This is a genomic window from Gelidibacter sp. (assembly GCF_035515035.1).
GTDB lineage: Bacteria > Bacteroidota > Bacteroidia > Flavobacteriales > Flavobacteriaceae > Gelidibacter.
Window position 1 is genome coordinate 1 of sequence record NZ_DATJCA010000106.1, and the last position, 17,647, is coordinate 17,647.

Genomic DNA, 17,647 nt, shown 5'->3' on the forward strand with positions numbered 1-17,647 from the left:
GCATCTACTTCCTCAAAATTTAAGTCTGACGAATTATTATTGAACATTAATAACGATAGGGATGTGTATTTGTTGACATCAGCGCTTCCAATTCTGTTACTATCGAGCATTTCCTGAGTAATCGAATTGAAAAAATTGAAAAAATTGTTCTGAAGAGGATTATAGATCAATCTAAGCTCGTGTTCCAGAACTTTAAAACTGAAATCTTTGTCTTCAATTTCAAAATCGTTTATAATTTTTAATACTCTGCTTTTAAATTTATTAAGAACTCTGTTGTTTTGTATCGCATTGTCATTTTTAGAATTGAACTCACCTGTTTTTTCATTCCATTCTTTCAATGTTGAATTAAACGGTGTTCTGAAAAACTTTGATTTTCTTAAATGCGTAACTCGCAAATAGATTGGAAATTTATTATTATCTAGTTTTGTCTTTCGAAGAACTGTTTTAATAGTAGCCATATCGGAGTTGATTTTATTCGAACCATAGTACAACATTAGTACAACAATTGCAGGTATAAAAGTAAATTATATATGGCTAAATGAAAAATATTATGTGTTAATATATTGATTATGAGATCATAAGAAAGTTAATGAAAGTACATGAAAATTGAAAATTTATGACTCATAATCAAGTGGTCCCTGGTTCGAGCCCAGGTGGGACCACAAGTAAACACTAGCCTTACAGAGATGTAGGGCTTTTTTTGTGCTTTTAGGTTAAACATTTCTATTTGTTAAGTCTAGAAATGGTCGAAGATATTGGATCTGTACCTGTATTTAATACTAATATTTCTAAGAGAGAAAATTTTCTGATTGATTATTGAATTATGAGAATATCTTCATTCTTGAGATATTAGTAAAGAAAATTTCTTCTAAATGATTAAATAAAGAGAAAGCATCTTAGATGAAGATGGTAAACTATGAAAAACTTATTGGGAAAAGTGATGTTATAGCGAGCTTTTCTTTTAAAAAAAAAGTCCCACCGAAGCAGGACTGAAGATTTTCTTCTATGTTTTATAGCCTTAATATGCTAAGATAAAGATAAGTAGTTTAGATATGACCTAAACATACCAGCAGGTTTGAATTTGACAATATCAATGTTTAAGGATGATCAAGTTAATTTGTATCTAAAAAACTATTTTTAAACAATCGGAGGATTACCGTCATTAGGATCTTGATACTGATCCCTTTGTATTGGCGTGTTATTTTTTTCACGCATTTTATCAATAATATCTTTAAAATGTTCGCCTGCTGCTGCGCGTCCTCCAAGGCCATAACTTAATGCAACAGCTACGGCAATGGCTCCCAATATAAGGCCAAATGCTAATTCGACTATCTCATTGGCAATCCCCATAGTTCTTAAGGCAATTGCAATAAATAGCGCTAACGATGCCGCACGTACTATTCCGGCAATAAAATTGTTGTTATTGGATTGTTTCATTGTGTTGTAGATGAGCATCGAAATGTAATTGCCAATAGCAATAATTACCAATCCAAATAGAATTTGTCCGGTTACTGAAAGAATTTCATTGAGGATATAGCTTAAATCATCTAAACCTAAAATGGAAACTGCCGTAATGATTCCAAAAAACACTATAAAGAAATAGACCAAGTTGGCGATTAACGTCGATAATGATTGGTTTGCACCAATCATATGTTGTATGTTAATTTTTTCAGCTGCTCTGTCAAATCCTAAACTTCTAAAAAGTTCGCTTAAAAATGACGCTAAGTATTTTCCGCCCCAAATAAAAATAATGAGGATCAGTGCAGCAATAATAATTTCGCCAATTAAATCAGTGAATTTATAGAGAATTTCATTGGCTGGACCAGAAATCGCATTCATCTGCAAGGCATTAAATGCTTGGATAAGAAAAGGGATGAAAATAATAATGAATACTACTTTTTGAAGAATATTCACTAACATATCAGTGTCCTTAAAGCCAGTTTTATCTACCAATTTATCAATAAAATTACCACCCATAGAAATCAGGCTCGATACAAATTTTGCTAAGAGATAGCCGATAAATCCTAGGAGGACGGCACCAATTAAATTCGGAATAAAAGCCAAGAATTCGTTAAGCATATTTTTAAGGGGATCAAGGACTGCGCTAACTTCTAAAATTTCTAGTACCATTAGTAAAACGATGACCATGATGAGGTAATACACTATTTTACCTAAAAAATGACTGGTACTTTTAGAATGCTCTTCATTCATAACCCTATTGCCCCATTTAGTCCGATCAAGTAATTTTGAAATCAGTTTCTGGAAGAATTTGGCAATTAGCCAACCAATAATTAGGACTAATATAGCACCTAGAAGGTTGGGTAGATAATCTGTTACAGTGTCTGCAAAGCGTTGAAAATGTGTTTCCATAAAATGTTAAGATTTTTAAAATTAAAATCTTTAAGATACAAATTATATGTTAAATGTATCTAATACTAAAACTTAACAATCTCATATTGTAGGAAGTAGCATCACGGATTTCAAATTAAGAGATGCTTATTGTGGGTGGTGGAATGTTTTTTCGGAGTTGATATCTGGTATTATAATTTTTGGATGTTGCCAAAATAATTACGTGCTTTATTTGGCTAGGTTAAGTATCTATTTTTCTTTAGTAGCACCCCCCTTGATCGCCTCATAGAGCACCTGCTGAATCTCCGTTCGTGTGTTCAAATTATACAACCGAACATTATCCCGTGTAGGCGACACCCGGTTAGACAGAAAAATGTACAATAAATCCGCTTCCGGATCCAGCCAAACCATCGTACCCGTAAACCCAGTGTGTCCAAAACTGCTCTCGCTGGCGTCAGCTGCAGTATTATTGACAATACCTGCTGCATTAGGACGGCGTTTATCAAATCCTAAGGCACGTTTATTGTCGGACTCGGGGAATTGGGTTTTAGAAAAATTCCGTAAGGTTTCTTCCTCAATATAGCGTTTGCCACCATAAGTGCCCATATTGAGGTACATTTGCATCAATTTGGCAAGATCATTGGCGTTGGCGAAAAGGCCCGCATGTCCTGAAATCCCACCCAGCATTATGGCACCTTCATCGTGAACTGTTCCGTGTATCGGAAGATGGCGGAAATAGAAGTCGTTTTCCGTAGGTACAATGTTTTCTAAGCCATACTTGTCCAATGGGTTGAAGGTAATCGTGGTCGCGCCCAAGGGCTGGTAAATATTCCGCTGTAAATAGGACGAGAAATCGTCGTCTACCATACTTTCGACCACTCGTGGGGATAGGATGAAAAAGAAGTCGGAATAGACATAGGCTTTCTTATCCAAAAGCGGTGATTTGCGAATCGTTTTAACTATTTTATCAGAGTAGTTGCGATGCAAATACATGTTTTTCGCAACTTTAACGGGATATCTGGCCGAAGAATCCTTTTTAATCGTCCACCATTTATAGCCACCATTTTTACGGTAAATGTTTTTGTAGAAAGGAATCCATGGTTGAAAACGTGCTTGATGGGTTAAAATATCCCGGAATGGGATATCCGACTTGTTACTGTTTTTAAAACTTGGCAGATAGTCGGCTAAAGTGCCGTCCAAATCAAATTTTTCTTCATCATATAATGTCATGAGGGCTGCCATGGCCGAAGAAATTTTGGTTACAGAAGCTAAATCGTACAGATCTTCCTTTTTTACTTTGATGGTATCACTATAGGTGTGAAAACCATAAGCCTTATGAAAGACCACTTTCTGATTTTTAGCGACCAAAACTTGCCCACCTGGGATGGCTTTCAAATCCATAGCCAGATTCATCAGAGAATCAATTTTACCGTTTAAAATATCAGAATCCATACCCACCGCTTCCGGTAGCGTATAACTAAATCGGACGCCCCCTTCTAGGTTGATTCCTTCTCCATATTTAAATTTATTTCCTATGCTAACCGGTAATTTCCCTTGAGCGCCAATACCGCCAAAAATAACTTCCGCCGTAAGTTCCTGGGCTTCTTTTGAGTCTTGGTAAGCTATAATTAGTCCAGCAGACTTTTCAATGTTTGCTAATTTATCAAGCACATACGGATTTTTGAAAAACGCTACTGTACTCTTATCTTTTTGGGACCATTCACCAATAAACTCTTGTACCGCAGTCGAAAATTTGAGCGTATTACTTGGGCGTTGGCTTTCGTCATGGATGCCAATAATCAACTGATCATAAGCTTTAAGTTGGTCTTGTAATTTTGAAATGTCCGCTGAGGTGGCTTCAATTGGTAATTGATAAGCGTCAACTTTTGTATATAGCTTCAGACGCTCTTGAAAAGGAGTTATATCTTCTGCGCCAATAGACACTGAGGCAAATTTGACCTCATCCAATTGCTGAAAGGGGAGCATATGAGATTCATTTTTAAGCACGGTAAGAGATGCGGCTACCAATTGTTGATTTAATAATCGTGCTGTGGTCGAATTTAAGTCCGCGACAATATGCTCTGGATTGACGGCAGTGTACTTATGCAATCCCACCCATTGCTTAACCGCCAATACTTTTCTAACCTTTTCATCAATCTGCTCTTGGGAAATCAATCCGTTTTTTAGGGCTTTTTTAATCTCAAGGATGGTGCTCGGGACACTTTCCACCAATTCCAACACATCGTTGCCCGCCAAAACTGCATCTCGGTCCACAATGCCTGGCGAATGGTCTTGGGTAACTGCCTTCATGGTCATAGCATCTGTAATAATCAGCCCTTCAAAACCCATGTGGTTTTTGAGTAAATCAGTCACTATGGGTTTTGATAATGTGGACGGCACCCCGGTAGAATCTAACGCAGGAATATTTAAATGCGCTACCATAATCCCGCCAAGTCCTGCCGCTATAAGTTTTCGAAAAGGGAACAATTCGAGTGTATCCAAACGTTTTAAAGAATGGTTGATTTGTGGTAAAGCGTAATGCGAATCGACATCCGTATCGCCATGTCCCGGAAAATGTTTTGCAGTCGTTAAGACAAACTCATCCTGCATCCCACTCATATAGGCCGATGCCTTTTTGGCCACATTGTCCTTGTTTTCTCCAAAAGATCGGTAGTTGATCACCGGATTGTTAGCGTTATTATTGACATCCACCACAGGAGCAAAATTAATATGCATCCCGGTGCGCTTTAATTGTTTGGCAACTTCAATACCCATCTCGTAAAGTAGGGTGTCGTCTTGGATAGCTCCCAAAGCCATCTGAAACGGATAACTGATGGTACTTTCCAAGCGCATACCCAAACCCCATTCAGCATCCATGGCCCCCAATAAGGGAACTTTTGAAGCGTTTTGGTAAGCATTCATCAGCTGTACCTGTGTATCAGGATCACCCTGAAAGAAGATGAGTCCGCCAATTTTATGTTCTGCGATCATCTTTAAAATTTCTTGCTTATGATCCTCGCCTTTGTTCGAAAACGCTCGAACCATGATCAGCTGTGCAATCTTTTCCTCTACAGAAAGAGTTGTCATTATAGAATCTACCCAAACGCTGTTTTCATAGTGTAAAAATGGGGGTTTTTTAGCCGATAATTGCTGTGCCTTGAGCGTTGTACTTGCTATTAAAAGAATTAAAGTGAGGACGATGGAAACTGTTTTTTTTGTCATTTGTGAATTTTATCATTGAAATGCTCCAAGCATATATATTGGTTGCTGGTTTAGCAAATCGATATTTAAGGATAAGGATTTTCTAACGGACTACAAAATAATAAATTATCAGCAGACATTTTGCAAATATCGGCGACAAGGGACAGCCGATTTTAAAATGGGGTAGGCGACACTATACTTTAATAATGCCATCTAAAGGACCCTATGTAATGACATACTTTATAATTTCTTTAAGCTGACAAGGCGCATTCTGAAAAATAAAAACTCTTATAAGTCACATAATGACGTAAACCGAGGGTTTAGATTACAGTAAATTAAGTCAGGTAGCACTGACCTAATCTTAGAATGGATGTGCTTATTTTAAAAACAATAGGTATGGACGAGAAAAACAATGTGATTCCGCTAAGGCAACTTGAATACACAGTAACCTATTACCACTCCACAAAAGAAATCCCCAGTCCAATCGTGGTTTGATAGTGGTTATAGTCAATCAGATTCTCTCCATAACCACTAAATATCTGTAAATGGCCTCTTAGATTGTTTCTGATGGGATACATGTAGTTGAATTGAACGCTTCCATGATTGTCATTAAAAGACAATGAGTTGCGCAACAATATATTCATACTATGTCCATTTTTTCTGTAAATGACGTTGGCTTCTGCGCGACCTATATAATCTTCAATCTCCGGATTGTCATCATCTTCTGAGCCCCCACCAATGCGAATCCAAGGTTTGAGATAAAGTTGAAAATCTTCCCGTTCCAAAGCCAAATGAAAAATAATTCGGTTCCAACTTCTTGAGATAGGGTCGGGCCTTCCATTGGATTGATGGTTAAATGCGACGCCGGCCATTCTGGCCTGAATTCCGAAAAAATTGAAATCCAATGGAAAATTGGCAATGAGTTCAGGTTCATAATTGAGTTCCCTGAAAGGACGGGACAACTTTGGAGCGTATACTTGCCAATGTGCAATTTGGGTATAGCCCACCCAAAGATCACCTGTGCCAAAAAGGAAGGATTGAAGTACTTTCGTCTTAAAACTAAGCTGAAATTTCACTTCTGTAGAATGAAGATCAATGGGCTCATCAAAAGCGGGTTCTTGTCCTACGCTTTGAGGCTGTTTATTGATGCGATTGGTCCAATGCACCGGCATCACATAAAAGGGTTGGTAGGAATTCAACCTGAAGGTGCCGTTTCTATCTTTGTAATCAAGTTCCCAGGCTTGGGATAAGGTCTGGGTGACAATAGAATCTTTTTTCTTAAAAAGTCCCTGGGCCTTTAAATTGGCAGTAAATGTGATCAAAAAGATCAAAAAAGAAAATCTAATAAATGACATAAAAACAGGGGTGTAGTTGACGTAATTTATAACGTTATTTCGCAAACTCTGCCAAATATTTATCTCTAATTATTTGTCCAACAGGTTTGTTTTCAATTTTGCTTTCCAACCAAGAAATGATGTCTAAATACAAAAAGGCGCGTCGTTCATAAGGATGATCTTCATAGGTTTTTAAAGTTCTGTGAAGTTCAATAAACGCGTTTTTCAGATCATGCGGATAAATATCCTGTAACCCTTTGATAAACTTGATCATTTCCTTTTGCACCTCGTACAGATCATTAATTTTAATCAGAAATTTATAGGTGCTCTTGAGCAAGCTCTCCATATGATAATCTACTCCAGCTTCATAATGTGCGACCAAATTCAGGACCCGTGCAAAAGTCTGTAAATCTTCGCGCATGGATAATGATTTATTAGAAATTATCTTATCCAAATAGAAAATACAGGCTTTATTATTTCCTGCCCCAAATTGTAAGCTTGCAAATTTATAGTAAAAAATCATCTTATGGTGTTCGTCAAGACGATTGTTGTATTTTTTTAATTTGTTTTCAATTCTTGGAATGAGGTTTAAACCTTCCTCAAAGCTTCCGTCAATAAAATGTTGATTGATCCGGTGGAAATTGAGATACAAAAAGACCAATGCGTCCACGTTTTCATCCTTTGGGAAATCGGGTTGCTCCAAGCGTTCTTCCAAGTTGCGCAACTTTTTTAAAAACTTCGGTTTTCTTCCGATAAAAAATAGGGCTTCCAGAAGATAATTGTTTCCCTTTAAAAAGAAAACAGGATTCAAACTGATCATGTGTGGGTTGTCATAAAACAAATTCACCCATTTTGAGGCATATTTATAGCAATTCAAGAAATCCTGAAGTAAAAAACTATACCATAAATAGGAATTATAAAGCCATAATTTCTCTCTGAAACCAATTTTCGAGAATTCAAATTTAGGGAGTCTATCGTGGAAATATGCTGTTACTTTCTGACCTTCTTCTGCATTTTTGACGTAGCCCGTTTTTAATATAATGCTATACAATTGAAGGGACAGATTTGAAAGCTTACTGGTGATGACATTCAATTCGCTCAATTCTTTGGCTTGTACGGTCAGTTCATCGGCACGCGTGCTGATGCTTCTAGTGATATACTGTGATTCAATGATTTTTTCCAGTTCCACAATCTCATAGGCCAGATTTTTTTCTTCATTTTGAATGGCGAGTTCTTTGGCTCTATCCAGAATTCTTAAACTCTGTTTATAGAGGCCTTTATGATATAAAATGGAGGCGAAATCAAGCTGTTCGCGTATTTGCGAACGGACATTCTGATGAGAGGGATTGAGTTTTAAGCTGATTAAGATTTGCTTATACAAATGTGCCTTTACATTAGCCAACTGCTGTTTTTTTACAATACCAGTCTTGATGATTGCAGGTTCATCATAGCTTTTGGCCTTGTCCATATAATTGAAAAGATTCAAGAATTTAGAGTCGGCATTAACATCAAGCCGCCCAACATACAGCTTAAACTGTCGTTTTTCAGACTTGGTCAATGATTTTACCAACTGAAATAAATTATCTTTTTGCTCCTTAGTCATCACGTTAAAATGTCACTCAAATAATTAATAATCAATATCTTATAATATTTTAAAACGACTGAACATCGTAAAAGCCGAATCCATGACCAACCAAATTTAAATACAAATTATAAATTAGCTTGTCAATACAAAAATAATATGCAACAAATGTCTGATAATAATGTTCAAATTTTCGACACTACATTAAGAGATGGCGAGCAAGTTCCTGGCTGTAAGTTAAATACTAAACAGAAACTCATTATTGCAGAGCAACTCGAAAACTTAGGTGTTGACATTATTGAAGCCGGTTTTCCAGTGTCCAGCCCTGGCGATTTCAAATCTGTTGAAGAAATTTCGAAATTAATAAAAAACACTGTTGTTTGCGGATTGACACGTGCCGTTGAAAACGATATCAAAGTTGCGGCCAACGCCCTAAGATATGCAAAGTATCCAAGAATCCACACCGGAATAGGTACTTCTGCCTCACATATTAAATATAAATTCAATTCTAATCAAGAGGCCATATTGGAGCGCGCTTTTGAAGCGGTCAAATTTGCAAAGAGCTTTGTTGAAGATGTCGAGTTTTATGCGGAAGATGCTGGCAGAACAGATAATGAATTTTTAGCTCGGGTTTGCGAAATGGCCATTAAAGGTGGAGCCACGGTGTTAAATATCCCAGATACAACTGGGTATTGTCTACCAAGTGAATATGGAGCAAAAATCAAATATCTAAAAGAGAATGTCAAAGGGATTGAAAACGCCATTTTATCCTGCCATTGCCATAACGATTTAGGTTTGGCAACTGCCAATTCCATCGAAGGAGTGATCAATGGGGCAAGGCAAATTGAATGTACGATTAATGGGATAGGGGAGCGCGCTGGAAATACCGCGCTTGAAGAAGTGGTGATGGTATTAAAACAGCATCCGTATCTAAATTTGGATACCAATATCAAGACCCAACATTTATACGGCATCAGTCAGTTGGTCTCAGAAAGTATGGGCATTTATACCCAGCCAAATAAAGCCATTGTTGGCGCCAATGCTTTTGCGCACAGTTCAGGAATCCATCAGGATGGCGTGATCAAGAATAGAGAAACTTATGAAATCATTGACCCTAAAGATGTAGGGGTTACAGAATCTGCTATAGTTTTGACTGCCCGAAGTGGTCGTGCAGCTTTGGCATATCGCGCTAAAAATGTGGGCTATGAATTGACAAAATTACAATTGGATGAAGTCTACATTAATTTTTTGAATTTTGCAGATCAGAAAAAAGAAGTCAATGATAAGGATATCCATCAAATCATTGAAACCAGCAAAGTGTACCAACAAATAATTTCGGCTTAAAATGGGAAAAACCTTATTTGATAAAGTTTGGGATGCGCATGTTGTAGATACGATTGAAAACGGTCCACAAATTCTATATATCGATAAACATCTGATTCATGAAGTAACGAGTCCGCAAGCATTTAATGAGCTTGAAGAACGGAACATTCCAGTCTTTAGACCAGATCAAATTGTTGCGACCGCCGATCATAATACACCTACAATCAATCAGCATTTGCCAATAAAGGATAAGCTTTCCAGAAAACAGCTGGAGCAACTTTCTGAAAATTGCAAAAAGAATAATATTACGCTCTATGAATTAGGTCATAAATACAACGGCATTGTACATGTCATGGCACCAGAATTGGGCATCACCCAACCGGGAATGACTATTGTGTGTGGCGACAGCCATACGTCAACCCATGGCGCGTTTGGAACTATCGCTTTCGGAATTGGGACCAGTCAAGTGGCGCAGGTTTTTGCAAGTCAGTGTTTATTGCTTACAAAACCAAAAAGTTTAAGAGTAACGGTTAACGGACAATTGAGGAACGGCGTGCTACCCAAAGACGTCATTCTATATATTATTTCAAAAATCGGTACCAATGCCGGCACAGGATACTTTTGTGAATATGCAGGTGATGTGTTTGAAAATATGTCAATGGAGGGTCGTATGACCGTTTGTAATATGAGTATTGAAATGGGGGCTCGCGGTGGGATGATTGCTCCGGATGAAACGACATTTGAATACGTAAAAGGTCGAAAATTTGCTCTAAAAGGTGAAGCCTTCGATAAAAAAGTAGCCTTTTGGAAAACATTGCCAACCGATGCTGATGCGGTTTTTGATAAGGAATATCATTTTGAAGCCGAAGATATTGAGCCGATGTTAACCTATGGCACCAATCCTGGAATGGGAATCAAAATTTCCGGATTTATTCCTGAAACCAGTGATGCGTCTTTTGAAAAAGCCTTGGATTACATGAATTTTAAGAAAGGTGAAACCTTAATTGGCAAACCCATCAATTTTGTTTTTATAGGGAGTTGCACCAATTCAAGAATTGAAGATTTTAGAATTGCGGCAGATTATATTAAAGGTAAACAGAAAGCAGATAATGTCACGGCATGGCTAGTTCCTGGAAGCAAGCAAGTAGAAGCCCAAATTATCGAAGAAGGTCTTAAAACCATTTTTGATGACGCCGGATTTGAATTGCGACAACCAGGATGTTCAGCATGTTTGGCAATGAACGACGATAAAATCCCGCAAGGCGAGTATTGCGTTTCCACTTCCAATAGAAATTTTGAAGGGAGACAAGGTCAGGGCGCCAGGACCATTTTAGCAAGCCCATTGATGGCTGCAGCAACCGCCGTTGAAGGGAAGATTATTGATATTATGAAACAGTTGAATTAGAAAGCCAAGTTACACGGTTTTAACCTGTCCGCAGAAGGAGGAAAACCTTGTAGGTTTGAAAAGGACAGAAACTTATAAAAAAGCTATAGAAAAACAGTCGTGTATTCGTGGCTAAAAAAGTAACTAATAATTTAAAGAGATACCCGCCTTCGCGGGCATTGTATGGAAAAATTTAAAACCTTAAAAGCAACAGCAATCCCATTGGATATCGAAAATGTCGATACGGATCAAATTATCCCTGCGCGTTTTTTGAAAGTTACCAACAGAGATGGGTTTGGGAAGAACTTGTTTAGAGATTGGCGATTTCAAAAGGATGGTGGAATCAATGCGGATTTTATTTTGAACCAATCTCAGTTTAAAGGGCCAATATTGGTGGCTGGAGATAATTTTGGATGTGGCAGTAGTAGAGAGCACGCGGCATGGGCATTAACCGATTATGGGTTTAAAGTAATCGTATCCAGTTTTTTTGCAGATATTTTTAAAGGGAATGCGCTTAATAACGGCTTGCTTCCAATCCAAGTGTCTCCCAAGTTTTTAAAGGAACTGATGAGCGCCATTACCGCCGATCCGAACACTAAAATTAATGTGGATTTAGTAGCACAAACCATTGGGATTGAGGGTGCAAACCATTCAGAACCTTTTGAGATTGATGCCTACAAAAAAACTTGCATGATCAATGGCTATGATGATATTGATTATTTATTGAGTAAAAAAGAAACGATTGAAGCATTTGAAAAGACATTGCAAACGTATTAAAAACAACTTGCAAGTAGGTTTGAAACCCTGTAGGTTTGAAAGTAAAATCATTGATGCGACGTCGAAAAATTGAGAAAAAAGAAAAATAACACTAAAATTATGAGGGTGATCCCGAAAGCTTTCGGGACTGCCTTCGCAGAAATTTATGAAATTAAAAATAGCTGTATTGCCAGGAGATGGCATTGGACCAGAAGTAACCGCACAAGCTGTCAAGGTTTTGAAAGCGATTGCGCAAGAATTTGATCATTCGTTTCAATTCAAATATGCGCCAGTAGGTGCTATTGCAATTGATGAAACAGGCGATCCGTTGCCTAAAGAAACCCTTGAATTATGTAAGAACACCGATGCCATCTTATTTGGTGCCATTGGCGATCCAAAATATGACAATGATCCGTCGGCAAAAGTACGCCCTGAACAAGGTTTGCTGAAACTGCGCAAGGAATTGGGTTTATATGCCAATATCCGACCGGTTAAGGCTTACGACACATTGTTGGACAAATCGCCATTAAAGAAACAATTCATTAGAGGTACGGACATTTGTATTTACAGAGAGTTGACCGGAGGTATTTATTTCGGTGAAAAGACGTTAAGTGAGGACGGGAATACGGCTTCTGATTTATGTGTGTACACCCGGTCCGAAATTGAGCGCATTACACATTTGGCATTCAAATCGGCACAATCCAGAAAACGAAAAGTGACTTTGGTAGATAAAGCCAACGTTTTGGAATCTTCGCGTTTATGGCGAAAAGTGGTGACTGAAATTTCAGAAGAATACAAAGACGTCAAACTTGACTACTTATTTGTAGATAATGCAGCCATGCAGATCATATTGAATCCGAAACAATTTGATGTTATCTTGACGGAAAATATGTTTGGTGACATTATCAGCGACGAAGCAAGTGTTATCGGTGGCTCAATTGGACTATTGGCCTCAGCATCGGTTGGAGATTACTTCGCCATGTTTGAACCTATCCACGGTTCTTATCCGCAGGCTAAAGATTTAGGTATCGCCAACCCGATTGCGTCCATATTATCGGCGGCCATGTTATTGGATCATTTCGAATTGTATGAAGAAGCCGAACTAATTAGAGAAGGCGTAGAACGTTCGTTAAAACTAAATATTACAACACCCGATTTAAACACCAAATTCAATCATATTTCAACCACCAAAGTGGGCGATTTCATTGAAGATTTTATAAATAATCCTAAAGACACGAATATGAATTTCACAAACATCCATTTAGGACAATCTACTATTATTTAAGTTTAATTTGGTTAGTCAGAATTATTAAATAGTAGCTCTTCAGAAAAGCATCCTTCACGGATGCTTTTCACGTTTTGGGAACTTTGCTTTGATCTTCTCCAAACTTAAATTCCCCATACTTCCCACATGAGTATGTTCTTTTGAAGTATCCGGTTTATAGGTGCCGTCTTGTACGTGTTTCCCAATAATTTGATAGGCTTCACGGAAACTCATACCATCCTCAACCAAAGTATTCATATTATCTACCGTAAATAGATACTGGTATTTGGCATCGTTTAAATCGATGTCCTTAATTTCAATTTGCTGAATGGCATAATTGAAAATATCCAGGATATCCTTGACGTCATTGATCGCAAGTATCATATTTTCCTTTAATAGTTGGTAATCGCGATGGTAGCCGCTTGGAAGGTTATTGGTTATCAATAGCATCTCCGTTTGCAGGGCCTGAATTTTATTGCACTTGCCGCGAATCAGCTCAAAGACGTCAGGATTCTTTTTATGCGGCATGATACTACTGCCTGTGGTCAATTCGTCCGGAAAGGTGATAAAGCTAAAATTCTGACTCATATACAGGCAAATATCCATTGCAAAGCGCGCCATGGTATTGCACAAACTGCCTAAAGTCAAGGATAGGGTGCGTTCACTTTTACCACGAGCCATTTGTGCTGCAACGACATTGTATTTGAGTGTCGAAAACTGCAATTCCTTAGTGGTCAATTCCCGATCAATTCCAAAGGAACTCCCGTAACCAGCCGCTGAACCTAACGGATTCTGATCGACGGTTTTTAAAGCTGCATTAAGTAAATACACATCGTCAATCAGCAATTCGGCATAAGCCGAAAACCATAAACCAAAAGATGATGGCATGGCTACCTGTAGATGCGTGTAACCTGGAAGTAAGGCTTTTTTGTGAGTTTCGGCCAAGTCCAACAAGGTGTTGAAAAACACTTCAGTTTTGTCATAGATAATGCCGATATTTTCTTTGTAATAAAGTTGGAGCGCCACCAAAACTTGATCGTTTCGTGATCGCGCCGTATGGATTTTTTTACCGACCTCACCCAAGGTTTTGGTCAGTTCAAATTCGATTTTAGAATGCACATCCTCAAATTGTGAATCGATGGTGAAAGTGCCACCTTCAATTTGCTGAGCTAAGATTTCTAAACCGCCTTCCAATTGTACCAATTCGTCCTTCGATAAAATACCGATGGATTGAAGCATTTTGGCATGAGCCAAAGACGCCTGAACATCATATTTGGCAATGTGTAAATCAATTTCCCGGTCGTTTCCAACGGTGAATTGTTCTATCTTTTTATCAATACTAATACCTTTATCCCAGAGTTTCATAAATTCCTGCGAAGGCAGGAATCTATACCTACGCTTCTTTTTTAAATTAATTTTATCTTGCAACAAATTTGAACCAAGTCAAGTTGTCTTGATTCTTGGTTCTAAAATATTGATTCTTTTTCTACACTATTTCCTGCAACAATTTCACATACAATTCAATCCCTTCCTCAATCTCGCTAATATAAATAAATTCATCGGCGGAATGCGATCGGGTGCTGTCGCCAGGACCTAGTTTTAACGACGGACAAGTTAAAACCGCTTGATCTGAAAGTGTTGGTGACCCATAAGTACCGCGACCCAAAGCAATACCCGCCTGAACCAAAGCGTGTTCTTTTGGAATAGACGACGAATTCAACCTTAGACTTCGTGGAATGATGCTATCACATGGCGCTTCCTTTTGAAGGATTTCCACAATTTCAGCATTGGTATAACGGTCATTCACACGAACGTCCACCACCAAATCCACTTCTGCAGGAACGGCATTATGTTGTTTCCCGGCATTTATTTGAGACACCGTCAATTTTACTTCACCCAAAACATCAGATACTTTCTCAAATTTATAATCTTTAAACCATTGCAATACGCTAATACAGTTATAAATAGCATTATCGTCGTTTGGATGCGCCGAATGGCTTGGCGTTCCTTTTACCTTGGCATCAAAGACCACCAAACCTTTTTCCGCAATGGCAAGTTGCATTAATGTGGGTTCACCCACAATGGCCACATCAATTTTTGGGATCATCTTCAACATACTGTTCAGCCCATGCGGACCGCTGCTTTCTTCTTCTGCGGAAGCGACAATGACCAAGTTGTATTTAAGATCTGGTTGCTCGTAAAAGTAAGTAAACGTCGCAATCAAAGATACCAAACAGCCGCCAGCATCATTACTGCCCAAGCCGTATAACTTGCTGTCTTCCACAATAGCCTTAAAAGGATCTTTGGTGTAAGCGGAATTGGGTTTCACAGTATCGTGATGCGAATTGAGCAACAAGGTAGGTTTTGATTCGTCAAAATGTTTGTTTAATGCCCAAACGTTATTGATCGTTCGTTTGTAATCGATATTAAACTTTTGAAACCATTGTTCTATCAACTCGGCAGTTTTGTCTTCTTCTGAGGAAAAAGAGGGAATTTCAATCAAGTTTTTTAACAAAGCAATCGCATCTGTCGTCAGTTTTTGTATCATTTGGTAATGGTTGTAAAATTGGCCTGATCGTCATAGAGCATTTCTGGTTTTCCGATACAGACTTTATGAACATTTTTTTCAATGGCATAAACGCAATTGTTCAATTTTGGGAGCATGCCGTCTACGATAACTTTATCATCAATTAAACTTTGATAGGATTGGACAGTGATTTCTTTGATTACCGAATTTTCATCCGTCACATCTCTCAAAACGCCGTTTTTCTCAAAGCAATAATATAATTCCGTTTGATAGTGCGCAGCAAATCCAATGGCCAGTTCAGAAGCGATGGTATCGGCATTGGTATTTAGAAGCTGGCCTTTTTTATCGTGGGTCAAGGCACAAAATACTGGAGTGACCTTGTGTTCCAATAAAACTTGAAGCGTTTTGACATTCACTTTTTTCACATCGCCAACAAATCCGAAATCGATGGGATTTATCGGCCGTTTTTTAGAAATAATGGTATTTCCGTCGGCACCAGAAAACCCAATGGCATTGCAGTTTTTTGATTGCAATTGTGCCACGATATTTTTGTTGATCTTTCCGGCGTACACCATGGTGATGAGGTCTAAGGTGGCCTTGTCCGTAATACGTCTGCCATCAATCATTTTGACTTCAAGACCCAATTGATTGGCCAGCTGTGTGGCTAATTTACCGCCACCATGAATCAGGATCTTTGGCGCTTCGATAGCTGCAAATACATCTAAAAAAGAAGACAGTGCCACTTCATTATCGATGATATTACCGCCTATTTTAATGATTTTTAATGTTTTCATAACATGCCCGCGAAGGCGAATATCTCTTAATTTTTCATCTTATATCTAAGCTCTGACAAGTTTTCAAAACCTGTCAGGACTCTATAAATTTTCTAAAATATGTTTCAATACCACTTGCGCCGCAAAGGTTCTGTTGTTTGCTTGTTTAATCACTATGGAATTTTCACCATCTAAAACCGCATCTTCCACCACCACATTTCGTCTTACCGGCAAACAGTGCATAAATTTTGCAGTGCCCAGTTTTTCTTGGGTCATCATCCAATTCGGGTCTTGATTTAAGACTTTTCCGTAGTCCTTATAATTGCTCCAGTTTTTCACGTACACAACATCAGCGTTTTTTAAAGCGTCTTCCTGATTGTAATTGATGGGGGTGTTTTTGGTGATGTTTTCATCAAGTTCATACCCCTTGGGATGCGTTATGGTAAAATCGACCTCCATCTTTTGCATCATTTCCACAAACGAATTGGCAACCGCTTGTGGTAACGCCTTTGGATGTGGCGCCCAAGACAGAACGACTTTTGGTTTTTGCGTCTCAGAAAGTTCGGTTATGGTAATCGCGTCTGCCAAAGCTTGCAACGGATGCGCCGTAGCACTTTCCATATTCACGATTGGCACCGTGGCGTATTTGATAAAACTATTTAAAATATATTCTGATGCATCTTTAGCTTTGTCCGTAAGCGTTGGAAATGCACGAACAGCAATAACGTCCGCATATTGAGAGATCACCTGGGCAGCTTCCCTGATGTGTTCAGAGCTGCCGGCATTCATGATGCTGCCATCTTCAAATTCGATATTCCAAGCATCGTTGACATTGAGAATACTTACGTGCATGCCTAAATTACGTGCTGCTTTTTCTGTACTCAAACGGGTTCTCAAACTCGAATTGAAAAACAACATCACTAAGGTTTTATGTTTTCCTAATTCCGAAAAATCAAAAGGCTGCATTTTGAGTAAAATAGCTTCCTTTATGACCTCAGAGAGATTGGAAATGTCTTTTATTTCGGTGTATTTTTTCATCTTTAGTTCCCGCGAAGGCGGGAATCTCTTTTAGTTAATTTTCTGTTTAATCCTACTTGCAGGTTGATATTCCGTCCCTACAGGAATTTGATTATTAAATCTACAAGGTGTTCCTC

Annotated in this window: 13 protein-coding genes; 4 read left to right on the forward strand and 9 right to left on the reverse strand. The window is 38.3% G+C overall.

Annotation, left to right across the window (positions count from 1 at the left end):
• From VLZ86_RS08265 to VLZ86_RS08285, 5 genes are all read right to left on the reverse strand, one after another.
• Positions 1–458: Arm DNA-binding domain-containing protein (locus VLZ86_RS08265; RefSeq protein WP_325450186.1), on the reverse strand; the 458-nt coding region annotated here is incomplete at its 3' end.
• A 679-nt stretch (positions 459–1,137) separates the two neighbouring features.
• Entirely contained in the window at positions 1,138–2,370 is a 1,233-nt protein-coding gene (locus VLZ86_RS08270) for a mechanosensitive ion channel (RefSeq protein ID WP_325450188.1), read from the reverse strand.
• Between the two features lie 228 nt (positions 2,371–2,598).
• Entirely contained in the window at positions 2,599–5,571 is a 2,973-nt protein-coding gene (locus VLZ86_RS08275; RefSeq protein ID WP_325450190.1) for a glycoside hydrolase family 3 N-terminal domain-containing protein, read from the reverse strand.
• Positions 5,572–6,002: 431 nt separating this feature from the next.
• Positions 6,003–6,905: a phospholipase A gene (locus VLZ86_RS08280; protein WP_325450192.1), complete on the reverse strand. Its 903-nt coding sequence runs from the start codon at positions 6,903–6,905 to the stop codon at positions 6,003–6,005.
• Between the two features lie 34 nt (positions 6,906–6,939).
• Positions 6,940–8,487 (reverse strand): hypothetical protein, encoded by a 1,548-nt coding sequence (locus VLZ86_RS08285; protein ID WP_325450194.1) that lies wholly within the window; start codon positions 8,485–8,487, stop codon positions 6,940–6,942.
• 147 nt (positions 8,488–8,634) lie between these two features.
• Between VLZ86_RS08285 and VLZ86_RS08290 the strand changes: the two genes are divergently transcribed.
• From VLZ86_RS08290 to leuB, 4 genes are all read left to right on the forward strand, one after another.
• Positions 8,635–9,810, forward strand: a complete 1,176-nt coding sequence (locus tag VLZ86_RS08290) for a 2-isopropylmalate synthase (protein ID WP_325450196.1) — start codon at positions 8,635–8,637, stop codon at positions 9,808–9,810.
• Position 9,811: 1 nt separating this feature from the next.
• On the forward strand, positions 9,812–11,194 hold the full coding sequence (gene leuC / locus VLZ86_RS08295) for a 3-isopropylmalate dehydratase large subunit (RefSeq protein WP_325450198.1): 1,383 nt from the start codon (positions 9,812–9,814) through the stop codon (positions 11,192–11,194).
• A 162-nt stretch (positions 11,195–11,356) separates the two neighbouring features.
• Entirely contained in the window at positions 11,357–11,950 is a 594-nt protein-coding gene (gene leuD / locus VLZ86_RS08300; RefSeq protein WP_325450200.1) for a 3-isopropylmalate dehydratase small subunit, read from the forward strand.
• 145 nt (positions 11,951–12,095) lie between these two features.
• Complete coding sequence (gene leuB, locus VLZ86_RS08305) at positions 12,096–13,214, forward strand: 3-isopropylmalate dehydrogenase (protein ID WP_325450202.1); 1,119 nt, start codon at positions 12,096–12,098, stop codon at positions 13,212–13,214.
• Positions 13,215–13,268: 54 nt separating this feature from the next.
• On the opposite strand, the gene argH is transcribed toward leuB, so the two are convergent.
• The 4 genes from argH to VLZ86_RS08325 all read right to left on the reverse strand — a co-directional run bounded on the left by argH (position 13,269) and on the right by VLZ86_RS08325 (position 17,531).
• Positions 13,269–14,558 carry an argininosuccinate lyase gene (gene argH, locus VLZ86_RS08310; protein ID WP_325450204.1) on the reverse strand — a complete coding sequence of 430 codons (1,290 nt, stop codon included), beginning with the start codon at positions 14,556–14,558 and terminating at the stop codon, positions 13,269–13,271.
• 121 nt (positions 14,559–14,679) lie between these two features.
• Positions 14,680–15,741 carry a M20 family metallo-hydrolase gene (locus tag VLZ86_RS08315; protein ID WP_325450206.1) on the reverse strand — a complete coding sequence of 354 codons (1,062 nt, stop codon included), beginning with the start codon at positions 15,739–15,741 and terminating at the stop codon, positions 14,680–14,682.
• Complete coding sequence (gene argB / locus VLZ86_RS08320; RefSeq protein ID WP_325450208.1) at positions 15,738–16,514, reverse strand: acetylglutamate kinase; 777 nt, start codon at positions 16,512–16,514, stop codon at positions 15,738–15,740. Before argB ends, VLZ86_RS08315 begins: the two co-directional genes overlap by 4 nt.
• 81 nt (positions 16,515–16,595) lie before the next feature.
• Positions 16,596–17,531, reverse strand: a complete 936-nt coding sequence (locus VLZ86_RS08325) for an N-acetylornithine carbamoyltransferase (protein ID WP_325450210.1) — start codon at positions 17,529–17,531, stop codon at positions 16,596–16,598.
• Between the last annotated feature and the right edge of the window lie 116 nt (positions 17,532–17,647).

Excerpts from the sequence above, each read along its gene's own strand:
- leuB (WP_325450202.1), top strand. The coding sequence starts at position 12,096 with ATGAAATTAAAAATAGCTGTATTGCCAGGAGATGGCATTGGACCAGAA.
- argB (WP_325450208.1), bottom strand. The coding sequence starts at position 16,514 with ATGAAAACATTAAAAATCATTAAAATAGGCGGTAATATCATCGATAAT.
- VLZ86_RS08285 (WP_325450194.1), bottom strand. The coding sequence starts at position 8,487 with ATGACTAAGGAGCAAAAAGATAATTTATTTCAGTTGGTAAAATCATTG.
- leuD (WP_325450200.1), top strand. The coding sequence starts at position 11,357 with ATGGAAAAATTTAAAACCTTAAAAGCAACAGCAATCCCATTGGATATC.
- argH (WP_325450204.1), bottom strand. The coding sequence starts at position 14,558 with ATGAAACTCTGGGATAAAGGTATTAGTATTGATAAAAAGATAGAACAA.
- VLZ86_RS08275 (WP_325450190.1), bottom strand. The coding sequence starts at position 5,571 with ATGACAAAAAAAACAGTTTCCATCGTCCTCACTTTAATTCTTTTAATA.
- VLZ86_RS08290 (WP_325450196.1), top strand. The coding sequence starts at position 8,635 with ATGTCTGATAATAATGTTCAAATTTTCGACACTACATTAAGAGATGGC.
- VLZ86_RS08270 (WP_325450188.1), bottom strand. The coding sequence starts at position 2,370 with ATGGAAACACATTTTCAACGCTTTGCAGACACTGTAACAGATTATCTA.
- VLZ86_RS08325 (WP_325450210.1), bottom strand. The coding sequence starts at position 17,531 with ATGAAAAAATACACCGAAATAAAAGACATTTCCAATCTCTCTGAGGTC.
- VLZ86_RS08280 (WP_325450192.1), bottom strand. The coding sequence starts at position 6,905 with ATGTCATTTATTAGATTTTCTTTTTTGATCTTTTTGATCACATTTACT.
- leuC (WP_325450198.1), top strand. The coding sequence starts at position 9,812 with ATGGGAAAAACCTTATTTGATAAAGTTTGGGATGCGCATGTTGTAGAT.
- VLZ86_RS08315 (WP_325450206.1), bottom strand. The coding sequence starts at position 15,741 with ATGATACAAAAACTGACGACAGATGCGATTGCTTTGTTAAAAAACTTG.